Below are 20,691 nucleotides of genomic sequence, written 5' to 3'. Positions count from 1 at the left end.
AGAGCCCGGCAATATGCCGGATACTCTCCGCCTTTACTTATGTCGTACTTCGCTCACAGCCAATCTTTCTTGCGGAACAAGTAGAACATCCCGAGGCCAAGCAGCATCATGAAGCCGAGCAGAATGTACGATCCGTTGTGGATATGCAAGCCCGGTATAAAATCGAAATTCATCCCATATACGCCGGTAATAAACGTCAAGGGCATGAAGATCGTCGTCAATGCGGTAAAGACGCGCATGATTTCGTTCGCCCGGTTAGACAAGCTGGACTGGTAGGCTTCTCGCAAGTTGCTCATCAGATCGCGGTACGTATCGAATGTCTCGGAAATCTTCACGGCGTTCTCGTAGATATCGCTGAAATACTTCTGGAGCTGATCGTCGATCAGCTTCAAGTCTTTCTTGTTCAGCGTCGCGATGACCTCGCGCTGCGGACCGAGCACTTTCTTCAGCCATAAGATTTCGCTTCGGAGACCGATAATTTCGTTCAGATGCGCTTTCTTCGTATGCATCAAAATGTCTTCCTCGAGGTTGTCGATCCGTACTTCGATCCGGTCGCCGACGAAGAAATAATTGTCGACGACGAGGTCGACGAGATGGTACAGGAAGCGGTCGGGCGAATTAACTTCTTCCTCCCACAGAATCGGCTTCAACAGGCGGAGTTCGTTAATCTTCTGCTTCGTGACCGTTATAATGAAATGGCGTCCGAGAAAAATGTTCAACGCGCGCATGAAGATCTCTTCGTCATCGAATCGAATGCTGTTAATAACGATAAAATAATGGCCGTCGTGAATTTCGATCTTCGGCCGCTGCTCTTCTTCGCTGAGGCAGTCCTCAACGGCCAGATCATGCAAGCCGAACAACGGTTGCAGCTGGGCTAGATCCTCCAGATCAGCGTCGATCCAATAGAAGCCGGTTGCCGGTGCGGCAAGCGCTTCATTAATATCTTCAATCGGGGTAAAAATGCCGTTGTTGACGCGGCGGATTTTCATTGCCGCTCACTCCTTTCGTCCTATCATCCGATACCGGACGGTCATGACGAACGGAGGACCGCATTGCCGCCTTGCCAAGAAACGTTAGCGGGCATGACATAGTACCGGATGTTACCGGCAGAATGTAAGGCGCGCTGCATGGCAGGCAGAAATATGGAGCTGTTCGACCGTCGGATCGCTAATGTGCAAGTCATACGTCTGTGGACTAGACCCATCGCCTTCCATGCTGTTTCCCCCCTTGTTAAATGAATGCAGAATTCATGTAAAGACTGCATAATTCTTGTCTAGTATACTCCTGCATTGTATACCGTACAAGAAAATTTACGCAGGTGTGCAAGCTCCGCTTGCAGCACTGCTGCTAACAACGGTAATACGCATTATATGCGGCTTGCGTGCATCCCGTTCAAGCGGCTCGCACGATCCGCTGAGGGCTTGTATTATAGGTGAAATCCAGCTTGACGCTCATGGAGGAATACTCTATAGTATAGACATATTACTGAATCGTATTTGTACGATCAGAATCAATTTTTAATCAAGTTACAACTGAATATGGATCTTTCTTATCAAGAGCAGGCGGAGGGACTAGCCCGATGAAGCCCGGCAACCGGCGTAAAGCACGGTGCTAATTCTTGCGGATTCGAATGGGAGCATTCGGGTCTGAGAGATGAGAGAGTCATTATGGATATCATAAGACCCCTCTCATTTGGCGAGCGGGTCTTTTGTCGTATAATAACCGCTATACGCCAACTGTCGGTCAACGGAGAAGACGGAATAAGAATGTAAGCAAGACAGAAGGAGTGATCGATTATGCCGATCAAAGTACCGGATAATTTACCGGCAAGAGAAATTTTGGCGGGCGAGAACATTTTCGTTATGGATGAAAGCACGGCCTACCATCAAGATATCCGTCCGCTTCGGATCGCGATTCTGAACCTGATGCCGACCAAAGAAACGACGGAGACGCAGTTGCTAAGACTGATTGGCAACACGCCGCTGCAGATCGAAGTGGTGCTGCTGCATCCAGCTACGCATGTGTCCAAGAATACGTCCGCGGAACATCTCGAGATGTTCTATAAGACATTCGACGAAATTCAGGACCAATGGTATGACGGATTGATTATTACCGGTGCGCCGGTTGAACATATGCCGTTCGAAGATGTCAACTATTGGGAAGAGCTTCAACGCATTATGGAATGGTCGAAGCGCCGCGTCACATCGACGCTTCATATTTGTTGGGCTTCGCAGGCGGGCTTGTACCACCACTATGGGGTGCCGAAGCATGATACGGACAACAAAATATTCGGTGTATTTCCGCATACAACTGAGAAGCAGAACGTGCCCCTGCTGCGCGGCTTCGACGAATGGTTCTTCGTGCCGCAATCGCGGCATACGGAAGTGCGCCGGGAAGACATCGAGAAGGTCGAGGAGCTCGAAATTTTGTCGGAGTCGGAGGAGTCCGGCATCTACATTGTTGCGAGCAAGGACCGCAAGCAAATTTTCGTCTCCGGTCATTCCGAATACGACCCGCTGACACTGAAGTGGGAATATGACCGTGACGTATCCAAAGGACTCGACATCGCGGTGCCGGTCAACTACTTCCCGAACGATGACCCGTCGAAGCAGCCGAGATCGTCCTGGCGTGCGCATGCGAACCTGCTGTTCTCGAACTGGCTGAACTATTATGTGTATCAGGAGACGCCTTACGACATGGGTGCTTATATTTAATTGCCGCTTACAATAATTCGTTATTCGATAAGGAGAATTCGTTCATGAAAATCGAAAGTCGTCTAGCCCAGATTGGATCCATTCAAGAACCGAAGACCGGTGCAGTCAGCTTCCCTGTCTATAATGCAACGGCGTTCCGCCATCCGAAGCTTGGCGAGAGCACGGGCTTCGACTATACGCGGACGAAGAACCCGACGCGTTCCGTCCTGGAAGATGCGGCTGCACAGTTGGAGTCCGGCGATGCTGGTTTCGCATGCAGCTCCGGTATGGCTGCGCTGCATGTCGTACTCTCGCTGTTCAGCCAGGGCGACCATCTGATCGTCTCGCTCGACCTGTACGGCGGCACGTACCGTCTGCTTGAGAAAATTATGACCCGGTTCGGCGTGACGGCTTCGTACGTGGATACGAACGACATCGATGCGATGAGTGAGCTGTGTACGCCGAATACGAAAGCGATTCTGATCGAGACGCCGACCAACCCGCTCATGATGATTACGGACATCGAACGCGTAAGCGCGTGGGCGAAGTCCAAAGGCTTGCTGACGATCGTCGACAATACGCTGCTGACACCGTTCTTCCAGCGTCCAATCGAGCTGGGCGCCGATATCGTTGTGCATAGTGCGACCAAATATCTCGGGGGCCATAACGACGTGCTTGCCGGCTTGATCGTGTCGAAGGGCAAGGAGTTGTCGGAGCAAATCGGATTCCTGCACAACTCGATCGGCGCAGTGCTTGGAGCGCAAGATTCCTGGCTGCTGATGCGCGGCATGAAGACGCTCGCGCTGCGGATGGAGCGCCATCAATACAATGCGACACGCATCGCGGAATATTTGCTCGAGCATGAGTCGATTGAGGAAGTGTTCTATCCGGCGCTGCCTTCGCATCCAGGTTATGAAGTGCAGAGCCGCCAATCGTCCGGCAATACGGGTATTTTCTCGTTCAAAGTGAAGGATGCACGCTACATAGAGCCGATTCTTCGTCATATTAAGCTGATCGCGTTCGCTGAAAGTCTCGGCGGCGTCGAGTCGCTGATGACGTATCCGGCTGTACAGACGCACGCAGACATTCCGCTCGAGATTCGCCAGAAGGTCGGCGTGGACGATAAGCTGCTGCGTTTCTCGGTCGGCATCGAGCATGTCGACGATTTGATTGCGGACCTGGATCAAGCACTCGCGGCGGCGAAACGCGAGATCGAGGAGGCGTAATCGGATGAGCGGCCAAGTGAAATACGATTTCGATAAGATTATTGACCGGTTCGGTACGGCATCCTATAAGTGGGATCAATCGGAGAAGCTGTTCGGAAGGGCTGATCTGCTGCCGCTGTGGGTAGCAGATATGGATTTCGAGCCGCCGCGTGAAGTCGTCGAAGCGATTAAAGCGCGTGCGAACGAAGGCATCTACGGCTACACGATCCGTACAGAAGGCTATCATAAAGCAGTTGAAGGCTGGCTGAAGCGCCGCCATAATTGGCAGATCAAGCATGAATGGATTACGTCGAGTCCAGGCGTTGTACCGGCACTTAGCATCATTGTACAAGCATTCACGAACCCGGGAGACAGCGTCATTCTGCAATCACCGGTCTACTATCCGTTCTATGACGTGATCAAAATGAACGGCCGTGTCGTCGTCGACAATGCGCTCGTCCTGGAAGACGGCCGTTATACGATCGACTTCGATCTGCTGGAGCGTCAAGCGGCAGACGGTGCGAAGCTGCTTCTGCTCTGCTCGCCGCACAATCCGGGCGGCCGCGTCTGGACGCGCGAAGAACTGCAGCGGATCGGCGACATCTGCGTGAAGCATAACATTCTTATCGTGGCAGACGAAATTCATCACGATCTTGTATATCGCGAGCATAAGCATACGGCGTTCGGTTCGATCTCCGAAGCGTTCGAGCAGCAGTCGATTACATGTATTGCGACGAGCAAGACGTTCAACTTAGCTGGTTTGCAAGCGGCGACGGTTATCATTCCGAACGATGAAATTCGCCGTAAATACAATTATTTGCTCAAGACGCTGTCGATCCATATGGAAAGCTTCTTCGGCCTGACGGCTGTCGAGAGCGCCTATACGTACGGCGACGAGTGGCTGGAGCAGCTAATCGACTATTTGCAAGGCAACCGCGATTACTTGCTGGAGTTCGTCCGTACCCGGATGCCGCAGATTACGGCAATGAAGCCGGAAGGCACGTACATGGTATGGCTCGACTGCCGCGAGATCTCGGACAATCCTGCTGTTCTCAAGAAGCTAATGTTCGAGCAAGCTGGCGTCGCATTCAGCGAGGGCTCTGTCTTCGGCAAGCAGGGAGCAGGCTACTTGCGTGTTAACCTTGCATGCCCGCGCTCGATCTTGGTGCAGGCGCTGGACCGTTTCGCGGAAGCCGTACAAGCGGCAGTCGTGTAGAATAAGGCCGCATTGGTTCGTTTTGCCGCGTCAGTCACATTTCTGTCGAGTGACTGACGCGGTCTTTTTGTGTTAGGATAAGATGATTGCATTCATTGACCGGAACGGCCAATACGGCGGAACGTGAAACGATTCACCACTCTTCCGCCATACCTAGAGGAGGGACTCATATATGCTTACGGTAGATTCCGTATTGGATAAGGCGCTTCGCGGCGAGCGGATCAGCCTGGAGGAATGCGTTGTGCTTCTTGAATCGGATCAGATCGAGAAGATGGGACAGGTGGCCAACCAGATTATGCTCCGCAAACATCCCGAGCCGATTACGACGTTCGTCGTCGGACGGAATGTCAACTATACGAATATTTGCGACGTTTATTGCCGGTTCTGCGCATTCTATCGCGCGCCAGGCTCGAAGGAAGGTTATGTGCTTCCGGACGAGACGATTTTCCAGAAGATTCAAGAGACCGTCGACGTTGGCGGTACCGAAATTCTTATGCAGGGCGGAACGAACCCGGATCTACCGTTCTCCTATTATACGAACCTGCTTGCCGAGATTAAGAGAAGGTTCCCGAGCATCACGATGCACTCATTCTCGCCGGCTGAGATTATGAAAATGAAAGAAGTGTCGGAAGGCTTGTCGCTCGACGAGGTCGTTCGCCAAATTCACGAAGCGGGTCTAGATTCGCTTCCGGGCGGCGGCGCCGAAATTCTTGACGACCGCACGCGCCGCAAGGTGAGCAAGCTGAAGGGCTCGTGGACGGACTGGATGGACGTCATGAAATCAGCTCATAAGCACGGCATGAACACGACGGCGACGATGGTGTATGGCTTCGGCGAGACGATGGAGGAGCGCGCGCTTCATCTGCTCCGCGTCCGCGATGCTCAGGACGAGTGTCTTGCGAACAACTACGATTCTAAAGGATTCCTCGCGTTCATCTCGTGGCCGCTGCAGCCGGACAACACGAACATGCGTGTCGAGAAATCCAAACCGGAAGAATATTTGAAGATGGTGGCGGTCAGCCGCATTTTCCTCGATAACATCGACAATTTGCAATCGTCTTGGGTCACGATGGGACCGGAATACGGCAAGCTGTCGCTTCAGTACGGATGCAACGACTTCGGCAGCACGATGATGGAGGAGAATGTCGTCTCCGCAGCGGGCACGACGCACAAGGTCAATATCGACCTGACGCTGCGCCTCATTCGCGAAGCTGGCAAGATCCCGGCTCAGCGCAACACGAAGTACGAGATCATGAAAGTGTATGAAGAGAACGAAGTTGCAGGCAAAGATTTTATTATGCAGAACTAATCGATCGGCCATCCTCGATGAAGAGGATGGTCTTTTTTGTGCGGGAAATAGGCAGAGGCCGATGCAGACGAGGTGGAATTATCAGTTGATTATATCGATTCTGGGTATATCCTTTGCAAGTGAAACGGGCTATAATGGGACTTGTGGTATCTTCTGGAATGTAAGGAGATGCCGGGATTCACTTCGATTAGTATGAACATGGTTTAAGGGGGCGGAAAGTGTGAGAACAACTTCCCAATGGATAGGTATATTTGGTGCGGCGCTCTTGATTACGCTCTCGGTTGTATTGGTTTGCTTCAATCCGTATTCACATGTGAAATTATCGGCAAGCTCGATCACGATTGTTATCGTTATGCTGATTGTTCCGTCTGTGCTTGCAGCAGGCGCATGCTTGATAAAGCATAGAGGATTATTGTTGGCCGCTATTATTTGGTTGCTGCCTTATAGCCTATATTTGGGTCTGGCGAGCATCCCGACGGTGTGGAATCTGTACTTGGTATCCTTACTCTGCATCGTAGCGTCATTTCTGAAATCGATTTATGAACCTGTCGCGGGCAATGGACGGGTAGCGAAATAAGGCATGGATGATGGTGCGCCGATATATGAAAGCTATACCGAGGTGAGCGCTATGATCAGAGGTCTATTCGAAACGCATATTAACGTATCTCAATTAGAGAGATCCGCCGAGTTCTATGAGCGTACTTTGGGGCTTACGTTGGCATACGAAGATTCAAGGCGGTGTCGATTCTATTGGCTAGGAGAACGCGGGAAAGCGATGTTGGGACTGTGGGAGAAAGAGCCTTCCCGAGTTTTTCGCCAGCATTATGCTTTTGATACGACGATTGAGAACATGAAATGCATCGTCCCCTGGCTCAAAGAAAGAGGCCTGAACGTTCATAACCGCAGCCGCAATTAGGTGTTGTATCGTGGGAAGAGTGGGAGAAGAACCACGGAAGAAGCTTGGAGTTACGAAAGTAACAGGTGAAAAAAGGAGCCGTTCCGATAGGGAACAGCTCCTTTTTACTGTTATCTGCAGAAAGCCTGCCGGCCGTCAAGCGCTGGTCGTCCTCGACCGCGGATAGCCTTCGCTGCCGTCGTCTGCGCATACGATCCGGTTTTTGCCAGAGTTTTTTGCCATGTAGAGCGCTGCGTCACTCCGGGTGAAGAAGGATTCTTTGCCTTCCCACGCATGGTAACGGGCGATGCCAATACTCAGCGTCACTTTCTTGCCGTCAAGCAGCTCGTAAGTTTCGGAAGCTACTTTGACACGAATGCGCTCCATCATCTCGTACGTCTGCTCCAGCGGCGTATCGGACAGAAGAATGGCAAATTCCTCGCCGCCGTATCTTGCAGCGATGTCTTCGCCGCGCACTTCGTTTCGAATAAGCTCGGAAACCCGGCGTAAGATGGCATCACCGGCGCGATGACCGTACAAATCGTTGATTTGCTTAAAATTGTCGATATCAAGCAGTGCGAGATGAAGCGGCATACCGCTTGATTCGTGATGAATGACAAGATGGTCCAAATATTCATGAAACGTTATGTGATTGTATAGTTCGGTAAGCGCATCGGTCTTCACCAGCTTCTCCATCAATGCGGTCTTCGCGAGCAGTTCCTTGTACATCCGTTCGGTTTCATAAGTCTTCTGTACCGCGGACTGTCCAAGCTTCGTGATGTGCAATGCGAGATAGGAGCAAATGAGTACGATGACCGTCATGCCAGCCGCTTCCGGGCGGCCGATGTCATAATTGGAGTTCCAGTTCAGCAGCACCATGGAGACGAGCGACAATCCGGCGGCGAACGTTAGCTTGCTGGAGCTGCAGTAGTATGTGGAAGCGAGGATCGGTATTAGCAACAACAGGCTAATGGAAGGGAGCTCGCTAACGTAAGCGTATACGGCTCCGAATAAAGTCATGCTTAAGATAATGCCGTAATCGAGTATCCGTTTAGCTGCAAACACACGAAAGATTTCGGATGCGATAAGGATGAAGAGCTGCACTGCCGTCGGCACAATAATATAACGCATCCAATGATCTGAACCGGACTGCGGCAACCAAGCCAATCGGACAGCAACCGACAAAACAAGCGTCACCCAGCAGCCAATAAGCAGCAGCCGATTCCAGCGGGAATGCTTCGACTGCAACCATTCGTAATTCATTCGAGCTGTCACCACCATGATTCCAACAGGACTAGTCCGTTCAATATACCACGTTTCCACCAAGGTTTAAACACCATTTCCAGCGCCTCCAGTCTGTTCATCGTATATACGCGGGCTCGCAGCATATACTTTTAAAGAAGGAAAGGGGTGAGCGCATGGAGCTTTTTTCCATATCCTTACACGACGCTGAACAAAGTCAGCGGCACAAATTGCACGACTTGCTGCTTCTTGAATACTCGGAGCTACATAACTTTCCTGCCGTACCGCGGCTTGAATGGAGTTCGGGAACGGAACGGATCATCGGTTGGATTGACAAAATGCCGGAGTTTCGTCTGACGCAGCACGGCCCTCCCTTGTACAAATCAACGGCGAACGCGCTGGCAGAGTTTATCATTGCTGAGCTGGAGCAGCCGCTGCTGTCTTCGATCATTCGCAAGCAGTATCGGATAGAGCGCCAGGATGAAGTGGATACGATTGTCCGGTTCTGCTCGGAGATGCTCGGTTCCGTGGAGGCCGATCCGCCGGAGAGAGACGCTTTCAGCGAAGCCGACCGCAGGAGAAGAAAACAGAAGGTAGCGGACGAGCTGGAAGCTTACTTGCAGGACAATACGCAAATCCATTTGACCGGTTTCGTCACCTTCCGGTTGCAGTCGTATTGGAACGAGCTGCGCGATGCGGCGGAGTATGCGATCGATGAGTTTGTCATGGACAAACAATACCAAGAGTTTATTTCGCTGCTCAGGTATTTTGTCGATCTGCAGGAGCCGAAGCTTCCGCTTGTCCATCTGCTTCACAAATCCGGTCATGAGTTCGCTGTATGCGACGAGCGCCTGCAGCCGCTGGAACATAAGCCGGTCGACCGTATCGTTGCCGAAATGGTCGAGTATGAAATGAACGTGGAGGACATGGTCATCAGCACGCTGGTTACCATATCGCCAAAGCAAATTGTTATCCATACGAGACAGCCCGAACTGCAAATTATCCGAACGATCGAGTCGATATTCGGACTTCGTGTATCGGTGTGTGTCGGATGCAGCTCTTGCCACTCGTCGTTCGAGAACCGAATTTAACGGTATTGACCGTCAACGTGCGCCGAATGTATAATAAAACATACAACTGTTGAACATGTATGAACAGCGTTGACGAAGATAACGATTCGCCGGTAACAGCACGGACCAGAGAGAGAAGCCTAGGCTGCAAGCTTCTTCCGATGCGGCGGTGAATATACCCCTTCCTAGCTTTGCGGTTGAACCCGAACGAATGGCAATTTGCCTGGACGTCCGGCAGTAAGCCGTAACGGATCATCCCCGTTACCGGATTTCATGAGGTTCGCGCGTGCCGTATCCATCTAATGGATTGTAAGAAGGCCGTAAGCGTTCGAATGAGGGTGGAACCACGAGCATAAAGCACTCGTCCCTTTGCGGGATGCGTGCTTTTTTTGTTGTTCTCGTGCACAAGCTCAAGAGCAGCACGGAAGGTACGAAGCCCGTAAATATGCTTAATTCATACAGTGCCAGCCGCCGCAACTGCTTGCTGGCACGGACCCAAAGGAGAATATACAATGGCGATTAAAGTAACGCTGCCGGACGGCGCTGTCCGGGAATACGAAGCAGGAGCAACGATTGACGACGTTGCGGGCTCTATCAGCAAAGGGCTGCAGAAGAATGCAATCGCAGGCAAAATCGACGGTAAAGTCGTCGACATCTATACGGCATTGGAATCCGATGCGAAAGTAGAAATCGTAACGCTGGACTCTGCTGACGGCCTGGAAGTATACCGTCACAGTACGGCTCACTTGATGGCGCAGGCGATCAAGCGTTTGTACGGCAATGCGGCAGTTAAGCTTGGCATCGGTCCGGTTATCGAAGACGGCTTCTACTACGACATCGATCTGGAGCAATCGCTCACGCCGGAAGATCTGGTGAAGATCGAGAAAGAAATGGCGAAGATCGTGAAGGAGGATCTCCCGATCCGCCGCCGCGTTGTAAGCCGCGATGAGGCGATCAAGACGTTCACCGAGCTAGGGGACCCACTGAAGCTGGAACTTATTCGCGACCTGCCGGAAGATGTTCAACTGACGATTTATGATCAAGGCGAATTTTTCGACCTGTGCCGCGGTCCTCACCTTCCATCAACGGGCCGTATTAAAGCGTTTAAGCTGCTTAGCATCGCAGGCGCTTACTGGCGCGGCGATTCCAAGAATAAAATGCTGCAGCGCATCTATGGCACGGCGTTCCCGAAACAAGCGCAGCTGGACGAGCATCTCCACTTCCTTGAGGAAGCGAAGAAGCGTGACCACCGCAAGCTTGGCAAAGAACTCAAAATGTTTACGTTCTCCCGTGAAGTAGGCCAAGGCTTGCCGCTCTGGCTGCCGAACGGCGCACGCGTTCGCCGTACGATGGAGCGTTATATCGTCGATCTCGAGGAGCGTCTGGGCTACTCTCACGTTTATACGCCTGTATTGGCGAACGTGGAACTGTACAAAATTTCCGGTCACTGGGAACACTATTCGGAAGATATGTTCCCGCTGATGGCGCTCGATAACGAGGAACTCGTTCTTCGTCCGATGAACTGCCCTCACCATATGATGGTGTACAAAAGCGACATGCGCAGCTACCGCGATCTGCCGATCCGCGTAGCGGAGCTTGGCACGATGCACCGTTACGAAATGTCCGGCGCACTGACGGGCCTGCACCGCGTTCGCGCGATGACGCTGAACGACGCTCATATCTTCTGCCGTCCGGATCAGATCAAGGAAGAGTTCGCACGCGTTATCAACCTGATTCGTCAAGTCTATGCCGACTTCGGCATTAAGGAATACCGGTTCCGTCTGTCGTACCGCGATCCTAAGGATACGGAGAAGTACTTCCCGGACGACAATATGTGGGAAATGTCGCAGCGTATGCTGCGTGAGGTTGTTGAGGAGCTTGAACTGCCGTTCTTCGAGGCGGAAGGCGAAGCGGCGTTCTACGGTCCGAAGCTGGACGTTCAGATCAAGACGGCGCTCGGCAAAGAAGAAACGCTCTCGACGGCGCAGCTCGACTTCCTGCTTCCTGAGCGGTTCGAACTTGAATATACGGGCGACGACGGCAAGAAGCATCGTCCAGTCGTTATTCACCGCGGCATCATCAGTACGATGGAGCGTATGACGGCCTACCTGATCGAGAACTTCGCTGGCGCACTGCCGCTCTGGCTGTCGCCGACGCATGCCCGCATCATTCCGGTATCGTCCGCATATGACGGTTATGCCCGCGAAGTTGAAGAGAAGCTGTTGGCAGCTGGTATCCGTGCTGAATCCGATCTCCGCAACGAGAAGCTCGGCTACAAGATCCGTGAAGCGCAGCTGGAGAAAATGCCGTACATGCTCATCGTAGGCGATAACGAGGCGCAAGCCGGCACGGTATCGGTGCGTAAGCGCGGCGAAGGCGATATCGGCGCGAAGTCGGTTGAAGAGCTGATTGCGGCGTTGGCTGGAGAAATCGCGGCTAAGACGGTTTAATAACGTGTAAGACGATAGATGATAGCAAGCAATGCGCTTAAAATAATGAAGCCGGTTCACTGTTCCGTTGGCTTTCAACGGATAGTCGAGCCGGCTTTTTTATTTTGCATAATACGCCTGATGTCGGGGTAACCTCGTAGTAAGGAGGAGGTAACGAATGTTATCAAGCTTCGCACGGCTGCAGCGCCGCGCTATCCTTGCCAGTGTTGGGTTGACCGTATTATTAAGCGGAATCGGTATTGAAGGGAGGGACAGTGCGAAGGCTGCAGCGGCAGTCGCGGCCGGTAAGAAAGAAGGCAGCGGCTACACGACGATTGAGGTCGTGGCGACCGGCTATACGGCGGGCGTCGAATCGACCGGCAAGCGTCCGGGTCATCCGCAGTACGGCATTACGTACTCCGGTGTAAAAGTTCGGCGGGGCAAAATCTCAACAATCGCCGCCGATCCGAAGGTGTTTCCAATCGGGACACTGCTTTATATTCCGAACTACGGTTACGGAGTGGTAGCCGACACAGGCTCTGCCATCAAGGGAAAACGAATCGATCTATATTTCGATACGATTAAGCAGGTGTATGAGCAGTGGGGCAAACGAACGGTTCAGGTGCGTGTGCTTAAGAAAGGGAACGGCAAGCTGACACAAGCTTGGCTTAACTCCGTAGACGAAGCGCTTGCGGTCAATCGTTCGATTCCGCAAACTTATCTTGAATCTTAAACGGCTGAGCTGCCGCCAATCATACGAACGAAGCCCCTGTGCCGGCTTGCGGAACAGGGGCTTTTCTATGGCGCTCAATCATTCGGTTTACGGTTTGCGTTCGAAGTCCGTTATTAGGGCTTGAAGCTTTTGATTACGAGCCGGGTATCGACACTGATGACGCCTTGCAGCGTATATATTTTGTCATAGAGAAATTTTTCGAGTTCGTCCTCGTCTTTCAATTGGGCATGCATATGCAATGTGCTCGGACCGGTCATTTGATAGACGCTGATGACGCCTGGCTCTTCCGCAAGCTGATGGCCGACCTGCTCGACGAATCGCGGTTCGACGACGACTTCGAAGGAAGCCGATATCGACTTGCCCATCTTCGCAACATTGACACGTATCGTAAAATGCTCGATGATCCCGTCCTCGACAAGTGATTCCACCCGTTTCTGGATCGCGACTCTGGACAGGTTAAGCGACTCGCCTATCTTTGCATAGGGCAGCCGCCCGTTATTCAGCAGCAATTCGACGATCCGTTGATCGATATCGTCCAAGTGCGGAAGTACCATAAGCAGTCCACCTCTCTCTTTCCTTATGTAATAAAACATAACATAAAAACGATGGTTTGGAAATAGATCTTTCTTGAATATGCATTTTCGGTATGGGGAAAAATTCTCTTTTATTTCAGCAAGAATTGCGGTATATATAGGGTTATACATGTTTTTCACATGAAATTCCTGTCGGAAAACAACAAATGTAAGCGTGTTTTCAATCGGCAGATAAGTTTACATGTGTAATTGAATTATCTCCTTATCTAGATAACGGTTGCATAAAATTGTAATAATAATTGACATTCGAAATGGAGACTCACGATGAAATTTACGATTGAGCAGCTGAATCTGATGGACCGGCATTCATTTATGGAGGCAGTCGGTTGGGTTGTGGAGCACTCCCCTTGGGTTATGGAACGCGTTTATGCCAAGCTGCCATACCGTGACGGAGATCAATTGCATGACGAGCTTGTTGACGTCATTCGCAACTTGAACGAGGAGGAGAAGGTGTCGCTGCTGCGCAGCCATCCCGATCTGGGCACTCGGCTCGCGATGACGGATGCGTCGGTATCCGAGCAGCGTGGAGCGGGGCTGGACAGCTTGTCGGAAGATGAATATATACAGCTGTCCGAGCTTAACAAGCAATATACGGACCGGTTCGGATTTCCATTCATTATGGCGGTGAAAGGAAAGAACAAGGCGGAGATTACCGAAGCGATGCAGCGCCGTTCGGAGAATGGGCGTGATGAGGAACTGCAGGCGGCGCTCTCGGAAATCGGCCGAATAACGAAGTTCAGATTGTTGGAGAGAGTGGGGCATTAAGGGGCAAGGGCAAGGGCAATAACCGGATTGTTCATCATGGGAGCGGGAGCGGTTCAGATGGCGGGAAATTTGTTTAGGCTATGGAAGCGGGATGAAATGAAACAGCATGCTGAGCAGTCTGTATCGTCGGAGAAGCAGTTGCTCGGCAGGTTGTTCAACGAGTCTGAAGTGATTTCGAATCGGTTGAATGCGGCCGTCGATGAGGTGAATCAGTCGATCAGCCGGTTGACGGAAGTGGCGGATCATGTAACGAAGCAGGAAGATCAGATGCTAGGCCGAAGCCGGTTAGCAGTCGAACGAATCGATGAGGCATTCTCGGTTCTGCAGCAAGTTGCAGCTTCAGCTGAAGAGATCAGCACTGCTTCTACTAGGCTGAGCGGCGAGAGCAAGGATACGAAGTCGGTCGTGATGGACGTGTGTCTCTCGCTCGACACGACGGATAAAGTGATGAATGATTTGAGCAGTCACAATCAGTCGATGGAAACGCAGTTCAAGTCGTTGATTGAACAAATGTCGAGTATTTACGAGATTAACTCGTTCATACAAGAGATCGTAACCCAGACGTCGCTGCTTGCTTTGAACGCATCGATAGAGGCGGCGCACGCCGGTGAGTTCGGCCGGGGCTTCTCGGTCGTTGCGCAAGAAATCCGCAAGCTGGCGGAGCAAAGCCACGAGGCGGTTCGCCGTTCTTCTGGCATTGTGGATCAGATTGAGAACGGCATTCAGAAGGTCGTGATGTCGGTCGAGAATGAGCGCCGGGCGGTCATTAGCGGCGTAGCCGAGATGCGGCGCAGCAAAGCGCGGATGGACGAAATTGTAGAGCGGATATCCGAAGTGGACCGGCTAGTCGGTCAGACCGATCAGGCGAATACGGTTCAGGCGGGCCACATGGGCGAACTGTCGCAAATGCTGAAGGAAGTAGTCGATTCGGTCAACGAGACGATGATTAGCGTGGACGAGAACGTTGCCGTTTCGCAACGGCAGCGGGATCAGATTGCGAAGCTGGGTAAGATTAGCCGCAATTTGAGCAGGACGTCGGGCGAGCTTGCCGAGACGCTGGAACAGATCGGACACCGCAGCGAAGCAAGGACGGCTGATGCTGATGTGGAAGGGTTGCTGGCATGGCTGCAAGAGCAGGCGGCTCATGAGGAGCTTCGCTCAATGGGTGAGACCGAGCATGAACGCAAGCTGACGCGCATGTTTAGCGCGAAGGAAGGCATCGAAGCGATTTGGTCGAACCGCGATGATGGAACATTCGTATTCTCCATGCCGGAAGCCGGATTGTTGAACGCGAAAGGACGCGATTGGTGGAAACGCGCAATGGAGGGCAAGCCGTTCAAGTCGGAAGTATACGTCTCGGCTATTACGAAGCGTCCTTGTATTACGATCGCGGTTCCGGTCCTTGGAGCCGGGGGTCAGCCGATCGGTGTGCTCGGGGCGGATATTCGTTTAGTATCGACTGATTCATGACATAAAAAGTTACGAGAGAACTGCAAAAAAGGGGTTCTCAAATTGTAATCGTTCGGTTAAAATGAGTTTATTGATTAAATGTAATGTTATATTACATGAAAAAGTTAGGTGATTTGACGTGACTGATCCGATCGAGATGAATAGTGCGGCGCACGAGTGGGCGTTGCCTCGCAAGCCTGCGGATGTCTTACCGTTCTTGGACGCCTTCATCGCCCGTAAGGAAGCGGAGATTGCTGAGATCGAACAAATGGTCGACCGATATGAGAAACGCAGGCTGATGGAAGAGCGCGCCTATCAATCGATGTCCGTCATCCGCAAGATGCTGTCCGGCCGTAAGCCAGCTCATCATGTTGCTGTCGAATATATTCATTATGTGAAGCAGCCGATGGAGCGTGCACGCATGCTGAGACAAGAGATTGAGCGTGCCCGCCAATTGCGCGACAGCAAGACGTCTTCTTCTGATAAACTGACGGAGCTTGTTTCTTTTGTTTAGCTGAGCAACCCTGTTCATAGTACTTTATAATAGACTGGTATAAACGTATAAACGGATCTGCAGAGCGTATGCGCTGCTATCCGTTTTTTTGTCGTTTGTGCAACCTTTGTTGGCGATTGAGCATTTAATTTGATAATTAAAAAGGAGCCGTCCTCGAAGTCATTGGGGAAATGACTTTGAAGGCGGCTCCTTGTTGTGTTCCTTATGCTTTCAGCTTGTCGATATCGAGAAAACCATGTTCTTGGCTGTATGCCGGTACGCCATGGCTGCCGACATCGAGGCCGACGAGCTCCTCGTCGCGGCTTACCCGAACGCGTACGAACCGGTTAATGAGCTTAAGCGTCAGCCATGTGACGCCGAAGCCCCATGCGCAGATCGTCAGTAATCCAAGGGCTTGCACGCCTAACAGCTCCCAGCCTCCGCCGTTAAACAGTCCATAGTAGCCTTGTCCAACTTGTTCGGTAAGCTGCTTCTCTGCGAACAATCCGAGTGCCAGCGTTCCGATGCTGCCGCTGACGCCATGAACGGCGAATGCGCCGACCGGATCGTCGATTTGCTTGGCTTCCAACCATTCGGATACAAGCAGCATCGCGATGCCGCATACAGTGCCGATGAGGATAGCGATGCCGTTCGATACGTAAGCGCAGCCGGCTGTAATACCGACGAGACCTGCCAGCGAGCCGTTAATGACCATCGGCGGATCGGCTTTTTTGTACCGGAGCATCGTGAACAAGATGTTCGACGCTCCGCCGGCTGCGGCCGACAACATCGTCGTAACGGCAATGTGACCGATGGAGCTGTTCGTCGCGCTAAGCGTACTGCCAGAGTTGAAGCCGAACCAGCCGAACCATAAGATAAAGGCGCCGACGGAAGCGAGCGGAAGATTGGACGGCGGCACGATATTCGCTTTGCCGTTCGCAGTGAACTTGCCGATGCGCGGACCAATGAATATTGCGGCGGCCAATGCGGAGAATCCGCCCAGGCCGTGAATAACGGCGGAGCCGGCGAAATCAATCATGCCGAGCTTGCCAAGCCATCCCCCGACACTCCATACCCAGTGCCCGGCGATCGGATAGATAATTCCGGTCATCGCAATCGTAAACAAAATGTAGGCCCGGAAGTTGATTCGTTCCGCTACCGCTCCTGATACGATAGAAATGACGGCGATAACAAAGGCGCATTGGAACAGCCAATACGTATCCATTGAAACATTAAGGGTGATATGGTCGACGCTGTTGTGGTCGAAGAAGCCTGACATGCCGATAAATCCGCCGATGTCTTGGCCGTACATGAGAGCAAAACCGAACATATAGAAGATAAGAGCTCCGAACGTAATGTCCACGAATACTTTCATAATAATGCTGACAGCGTTCTTCTGACGGACGAATCCGGCTTCGAGCAGGGCGAATCCGCCTTCCATCAGCAGTATCATAGCGGCGGTCAATACAATCCAAATCGTGTCCAAGCCTTTAGAAAGTGTTAATAAGTCCAAATGATCACCCTATCTTCCGTGAAGTGCGTTAGATTTCATACTGTAATTGCTAGCCAGAATTCATTATAGATTCGTAAAGTCAACTATGTCAACGTGGTTGCGTCATATTATGTTACATTGAAAATAGTTTCACAAAAAAAAGCAGGCTCGGTCTCAAGACCGATAGCGGATTCAATCAATCGGCGGTTAAAAGAAGACGATTCTTTCGATATAATGATCATGTAAACAGGTACAATTAGGAGCTGAAGACGATGAATAGACATTATGCAAGCCGAATCTTTTGGGGGATGTTCATTGTTGTGCTCGGCGGGAGCTTTCTGCTGAAGCAGTTCGGGTTTGTCGAGTTCGATATAGGCGATATTGTCTCCACATTCTGGCCGGTATTCATGATATTCGCCGGGCTGAACAGTTTGTTGTTCTCCCGCGATGGCGGCGGTGCTTGGTGGGGCGGCATCGTCATCTCGATCGGATTCATTTTTCTCGGCCGCAACTTAGAATGGTTCGAATGGTCGGTAGGGGACATATTCCGGTTCGCAGCGCCTGTCGTCCTAATATTGTTCGGTCTGAATATGATCTTCAAGCCTAAATGGCAGGGCAAGCGGCATTACGACGGACATAACGATAGACATAACGACTGGCAAGCCTATAAGCCTGGAGGCTATGTGCCGCCGGCACCGCCGCTTCATCCGGATCCGACGACGGCCGGATTCGAGGAAGGCCAGGTTCCGCCTGCGCCGCCGGCTCCTGATCAAGCGGACAACGGGAATGCCGCGTACCGCCCGGATTTGAGCAAACAGCATAAACAACACTTTCGTGAGATGAACCGCTCGATGCGCGAGCAGATGCGGGAGATGCGCCGCCAGGAGCACCGCAAGCATCATAATCCGTGGGAGCGGGTGGAGTGGTGGGATAACAATCCGAATGCGCAGAACCGTTCCGGTTTTATCGGGGACATTCATATCGGCCAAGACCATTGGGAGCTGAAGCCGCTCAACATTTCACATTTTATCGGTGATACGGTACTCGATTTAACGAAGGCTTATATTCCATCCGGAGAGACCAAAATTACGATATCGTCGTTTATCGGCGATGTGAAAATTTATCTCCCGAATGATTATGAGGTCGGCATCCATGTCGTTTCGAGCGCGTTCATCGGTGACGCCCGTGTGCTGGATATGCGCGATAGCCGGGTGTTCCGCAGCATGGATTTTCAAACGCCTTTCTATAAGGAAACAGAGAAGAAAATCAAATTGGTGTGCAGCACGTTCATTGGAGATGTGCGGGTAACAAAGGTAGGGTGATCGGATTATGATGGTTCGGTTGTTGCGGAGCGGCAAGCTTGAAATCATTATGATGTTCTCTGTCTCCGGTCTGTTGTCTGCCGGAAGCGTGTACGCTCTGCGCGAGTGGCTGATGTACGCGGGCGCTGCTCACGTATTTGAATTCGGATTGCTGGTGATCGGTGCGATACTGCTGGTCAGTGCAGTGCTCGGTTACTGGACCGCCCAGACGATACAGCGCCGTATCGATGCGTTCCATATTGCGCTTAAGCAAGCGAATAACGGGAATTGGGCCGTTCGACTTCAATCGAACGGCGCTCGTTCGTTCGAGGCGGTTCATACGGAATTTAATGAAATGGCCGCTGCGGTAGAAGAACGTCTGAAAGTGGCGCAGGCGGCAGGCGAAGAGCAGGTTATGCGGGAGATGGCCTCTAATGAGGCAGCTGTACTCGAGGAGAGGAAGCGGCTCGCGCGCGATTTGCATGATACGGTCAGCCAGCAGTTGTTCGCGATTCATATGTCGGCATCATCGCTGCCGAAGCTGCTGGAAGTGAATCCCGCGCATGCATCGGAAGTCATGAAGCAGCTGATCGAAGTATCGACGCTCGCGCAGAAGCAGATGCGCGGTTTTATCGCACAGCTGCGGCCGATGGAGCTGGAGGGCAGGTCTTTGCAGCAGGCGCTGGACAAGTGGTTTCCCGATTATTGCAGGCAGAACCGTCTGCAGGGCGAGCTGGATTGGCGTGTTCAGGAGCCGCTGTCCGAGGCGAAGGAGCATCAGCTGTTTCTTATTATTCAAGAAGCGATGGCGAACATTGTGAAGCATGCGCAGGCACAGCGCGCCGTGCTTGCATTGTCGGAGACGGAGAATCAAATATTGATGACATTGTCGGACGACGGGGTCGGCTTCCGGCCGAACGAAGTGCGTGAAGGCTCTTACGGGTTGTCCACGATGCGGGAAAGAGCACAGAAGCTGAGCGGAGACGCGATTCTATTCAGCAAGCCCGGCGGCGGAACACGCATTCGGGTCACGATTCCGAAATATACGGACAAGCGAGGTTAGAACGATATTATGGGGAACTCGAATTCCAAACATACCGTTATGATTGTCGACGATCATGATATGGTCCGGGCAGGGCTGAAGACATACTTAATGCTGGAGCCGAAGTTCGAGGTCGTTGCTGAAGCGGGCAACGGCAGCGAGGCGCTGCAAATCATTGAACGGATGGAGACGCGGCCCGATCTGGTGCTGATGGACTTGATGATGCCGGTCATGGACGGCATTCAGACGACGGCCGCGCTGATTGAACGTTATCCCGATCTGAAGATTGTGATGCTGACCAGTTTCTTAGAGGACGAGAAAGTGCTTGCAGCGGTCGAGGCCGGCGCTGTCAGCTATGTGCTCAAAACCGTATCGGCTGAAGAGCTGATCTATGCTCTGACAGGAGCAGTCAAAGGGATGCCGGTTATGACAGGCGATGTGTCGCAGGCCTTAACCCGCGGCTTGCGCCAACGTTCGGCTCAAGGAGCGGACGAAGGGCTCACGGAACGGGAAAAAGAAGTCATGCTGCTCATTGCCGACGGCATGTCGAACAAAGAGATTGCCGAAGAGCTTCATATTAGTATTAAGACGGTGAAGACGCATGTCAGCAATCTGCTGATGAAATGCGAGTTGGAAGACCGGACGCAGCTGGCGGTTCATGCTCACCGCAAAGGCTGGGTAAAGCCTCAACAATAGGCGGATACGGATCGGATTGGCATAAGAGGCGGTTCAGCTGGACACCCTAAGGCGACTGAGATTACGGC

Annotated in this window: 19 protein-coding genes and 1 riboswitch; of the genes, 15 read left to right on the top strand and 4 right to left on the bottom strand. The window is 52.1% G+C overall.

The window, feature by feature from the left end; genetic code table 11:
- Nucleotides 1–53 precede the first annotated feature (53 nt).
- Complete coding sequence (gene corA / locus PKO01S_RS15515) at nucleotides 54–989, bottom strand: magnesium/cobalt transporter CorA (protein ID WP_127532353.1); 936 nt, start codon at nucleotides 987–989, stop codon at nucleotides 54–56.
- A 557-nt stretch (nucleotides 990–1,546) separates the two neighbouring features.
- Nucleotides 1,547–1,660: riboswitch (SAM riboswitch) on the top strand.
- Nucleotides 1,661–1,796: 136 nt separating this feature from the next.
- Here corA and metA point away from each other — a divergent pair.
- The 6 genes from metA to PKO01S_RS15485 all read left to right on the top strand — a co-directional run bounded on the left by metA (nucleotide 1,797) and on the right by PKO01S_RS15485 (nucleotide 7,339).
- Nucleotides 1,797–2,714: a homoserine O-acetyltransferase MetA gene (gene metA / locus PKO01S_RS15510; RefSeq protein WP_127532352.1), complete on the top strand. Its 918-nt coding sequence runs from the start codon at nucleotides 1,797–1,799 to the stop codon at nucleotides 2,712–2,714.
- A gap of 44 nt (nucleotides 2,715–2,758) precedes the next feature.
- Nucleotides 2,759–3,919, top strand: coding sequence for a PLP-dependent transferase (locus tag PKO01S_RS15505; RefSeq protein ID WP_127532351.1), 1,161 nt, complete (start codon nucleotides 2,759–2,761; stop codon nucleotides 3,917–3,919).
- Nucleotides 3,920–3,923: 4 nt separating this feature from the next.
- Nucleotides 3,924–5,114, top strand: coding sequence for a MalY/PatB family protein (locus PKO01S_RS15500; RefSeq protein WP_127532350.1), 1,191 nt, complete (start codon nucleotides 3,924–3,926; stop codon nucleotides 5,112–5,114).
- A gap of 172 nt (nucleotides 5,115–5,286) precedes the next feature.
- Complete coding sequence (gene mqnC / locus PKO01S_RS15495) at nucleotides 5,287–6,423, top strand: cyclic dehypoxanthinyl futalosine synthase (RefSeq protein ID WP_127532349.1); 1,137 nt, start codon at nucleotides 5,287–5,289, stop codon at nucleotides 6,421–6,423.
- A 220-nt stretch (nucleotides 6,424–6,643) separates the two neighbouring features.
- Nucleotides 6,644–7,000, top strand: a complete 357-nt coding sequence (locus PKO01S_RS15490) for a hypothetical protein (protein WP_127532348.1) — start codon at nucleotides 6,644–6,646, stop codon at nucleotides 6,998–7,000.
- A 3-nt stretch (nucleotides 7,001–7,003) separates the two neighbouring features.
- Nucleotides 7,004–7,339, top strand: coding sequence for a VOC family protein (locus PKO01S_RS15485; protein WP_307719833.1), 336 nt, complete (start codon nucleotides 7,004–7,006; stop codon nucleotides 7,337–7,339).
- 135 nt (nucleotides 7,340–7,474) lie between these two features.
- On the opposite strand, the gene PKO01S_RS15480 is transcribed toward PKO01S_RS15485, so the two are convergent.
- Complete coding sequence (locus PKO01S_RS15480) at nucleotides 7,475–8,581, bottom strand: GGDEF domain-containing protein (protein WP_164779626.1); 1,107 nt, start codon at nucleotides 8,579–8,581, stop codon at nucleotides 7,475–7,477.
- 155 nt (nucleotides 8,582–8,736) lie between these two features.
- Here PKO01S_RS15480 and ytxC point away from each other — a divergent pair, with 155 nt between their 5' ends.
- From ytxC to PKO01S_RS15465, 3 genes are all read left to right on the top strand, one after another.
- On the top strand, nucleotides 8,737–9,651 hold the full coding sequence (gene ytxC / locus PKO01S_RS15475; protein WP_127532346.1) for a putative sporulation protein YtxC: 915 nt from the start codon (nucleotides 8,737–8,739) through the stop codon (nucleotides 9,649–9,651).
- Between the two features lie 491 nt (nucleotides 9,652–10,142).
- Nucleotides 10,143–12,080, top strand: coding sequence for a threonine--tRNA ligase (gene thrS / locus PKO01S_RS15470; RefSeq protein ID WP_127532345.1), 1,938 nt, complete (start codon nucleotides 10,143–10,145; stop codon nucleotides 12,078–12,080).
- A gap of 157 nt (nucleotides 12,081–12,237) precedes the next feature.
- Entirely contained in the window at nucleotides 12,238–12,792 is a 555-nt protein-coding gene (locus tag PKO01S_RS15465) for a 3D domain-containing protein (RefSeq protein WP_127532344.1), read from the top strand.
- 113 nt (nucleotides 12,793–12,905) lie between these two features.
- Here PKO01S_RS15465 and PKO01S_RS15460 read toward each other — a convergent pair whose 3' ends face one another.
- Complete coding sequence (locus PKO01S_RS15460) at nucleotides 12,906–13,346, bottom strand: Lrp/AsnC family transcriptional regulator (protein WP_127532343.1); 441 nt, start codon at nucleotides 13,344–13,346, stop codon at nucleotides 12,906–12,908.
- A 303-nt stretch (nucleotides 13,347–13,649) separates the two neighbouring features.
- On the opposite strand from PKO01S_RS15460, the gene uraD reads away from it, so the two are divergent.
- From uraD to PKO01S_RS15445, 3 genes are all read left to right on the top strand, one after another.
- Nucleotides 13,650–14,150, top strand: coding sequence for a 2-oxo-4-hydroxy-4-carboxy-5-ureidoimidazoline decarboxylase (gene uraD / locus PKO01S_RS15455; protein ID WP_127532342.1), 501 nt, complete (start codon nucleotides 13,650–13,652; stop codon nucleotides 14,148–14,150).
- 57 nt (nucleotides 14,151–14,207) lie between these two features.
- Complete coding sequence (locus PKO01S_RS15450) at nucleotides 14,208–15,620, top strand: methyl-accepting chemotaxis protein (protein WP_127532341.1); 1,413 nt, start codon at nucleotides 14,208–14,210, stop codon at nucleotides 15,618–15,620.
- Between the two features lie 118 nt (nucleotides 15,621–15,738).
- Nucleotides 15,739–16,113: a hypothetical protein gene (locus tag PKO01S_RS15445; RefSeq protein ID WP_246070589.1), complete on the top strand. Its 375-nt coding sequence runs from the start codon at nucleotides 15,739–15,741 to the stop codon at nucleotides 16,111–16,113.
- 202 nt (nucleotides 16,114–16,315) lie between these two features.
- Here PKO01S_RS15445 and PKO01S_RS15440 read toward each other — a convergent pair whose 3' ends face one another.
- Nucleotides 16,316–17,605, bottom strand: a complete 1,290-nt coding sequence (locus tag PKO01S_RS15440; RefSeq protein WP_127532340.1) for an ammonium transporter — start codon at nucleotides 17,603–17,605, stop codon at nucleotides 16,316–16,318.
- A 251-nt stretch (nucleotides 17,606–17,856) separates the two neighbouring features.
- Between PKO01S_RS15440 and liaF the strand changes: the two genes are divergently transcribed.
- From liaF to PKO01S_RS15425, 3 genes are read left to right on the top strand one after another with little or no spacing between them, the layout of a single operon-like run.
- A complete protein-coding gene (liaF, locus tag PKO01S_RS15435; RefSeq protein WP_246070588.1) occupies nucleotides 17,857–18,906 on the top strand; it encodes a cell wall-active antibiotics response protein LiaF in 1,050 nt (349 codons plus the stop codon).
- A 7-nt stretch (nucleotides 18,907–18,913) separates the two neighbouring features.
- Nucleotides 18,914–19,948 (top strand): sensor histidine kinase, encoded by a 1,035-nt coding sequence (locus tag PKO01S_RS15430; protein ID WP_127532339.1) that lies wholly within the window; start codon nucleotides 18,914–18,916, stop codon nucleotides 19,946–19,948.
- Between the two features lie 9 nt (nucleotides 19,949–19,957).
- Entirely contained in the window at nucleotides 19,958–20,623 is a 666-nt protein-coding gene (locus PKO01S_RS15425) for a response regulator (RefSeq protein WP_127532338.1), read from the top strand.
- The last annotated feature ends 68 nt before the right edge of the window (nucleotides 20,624–20,691 follow it).

This window comes from Paenibacillus kobensis NBRC 15729, from assembly GCF_004000825.1.
GTDB classification, from domain to species: Bacteria; Bacillota; Bacilli; order Paenibacillales; family Paenibacillaceae; genus Paenibacillus_T; species Paenibacillus_T kobensis.
Note: the sequence above shows the minus strand (reverse complement) of the source record. Positions and strands in the feature narration are given on the sequence as shown.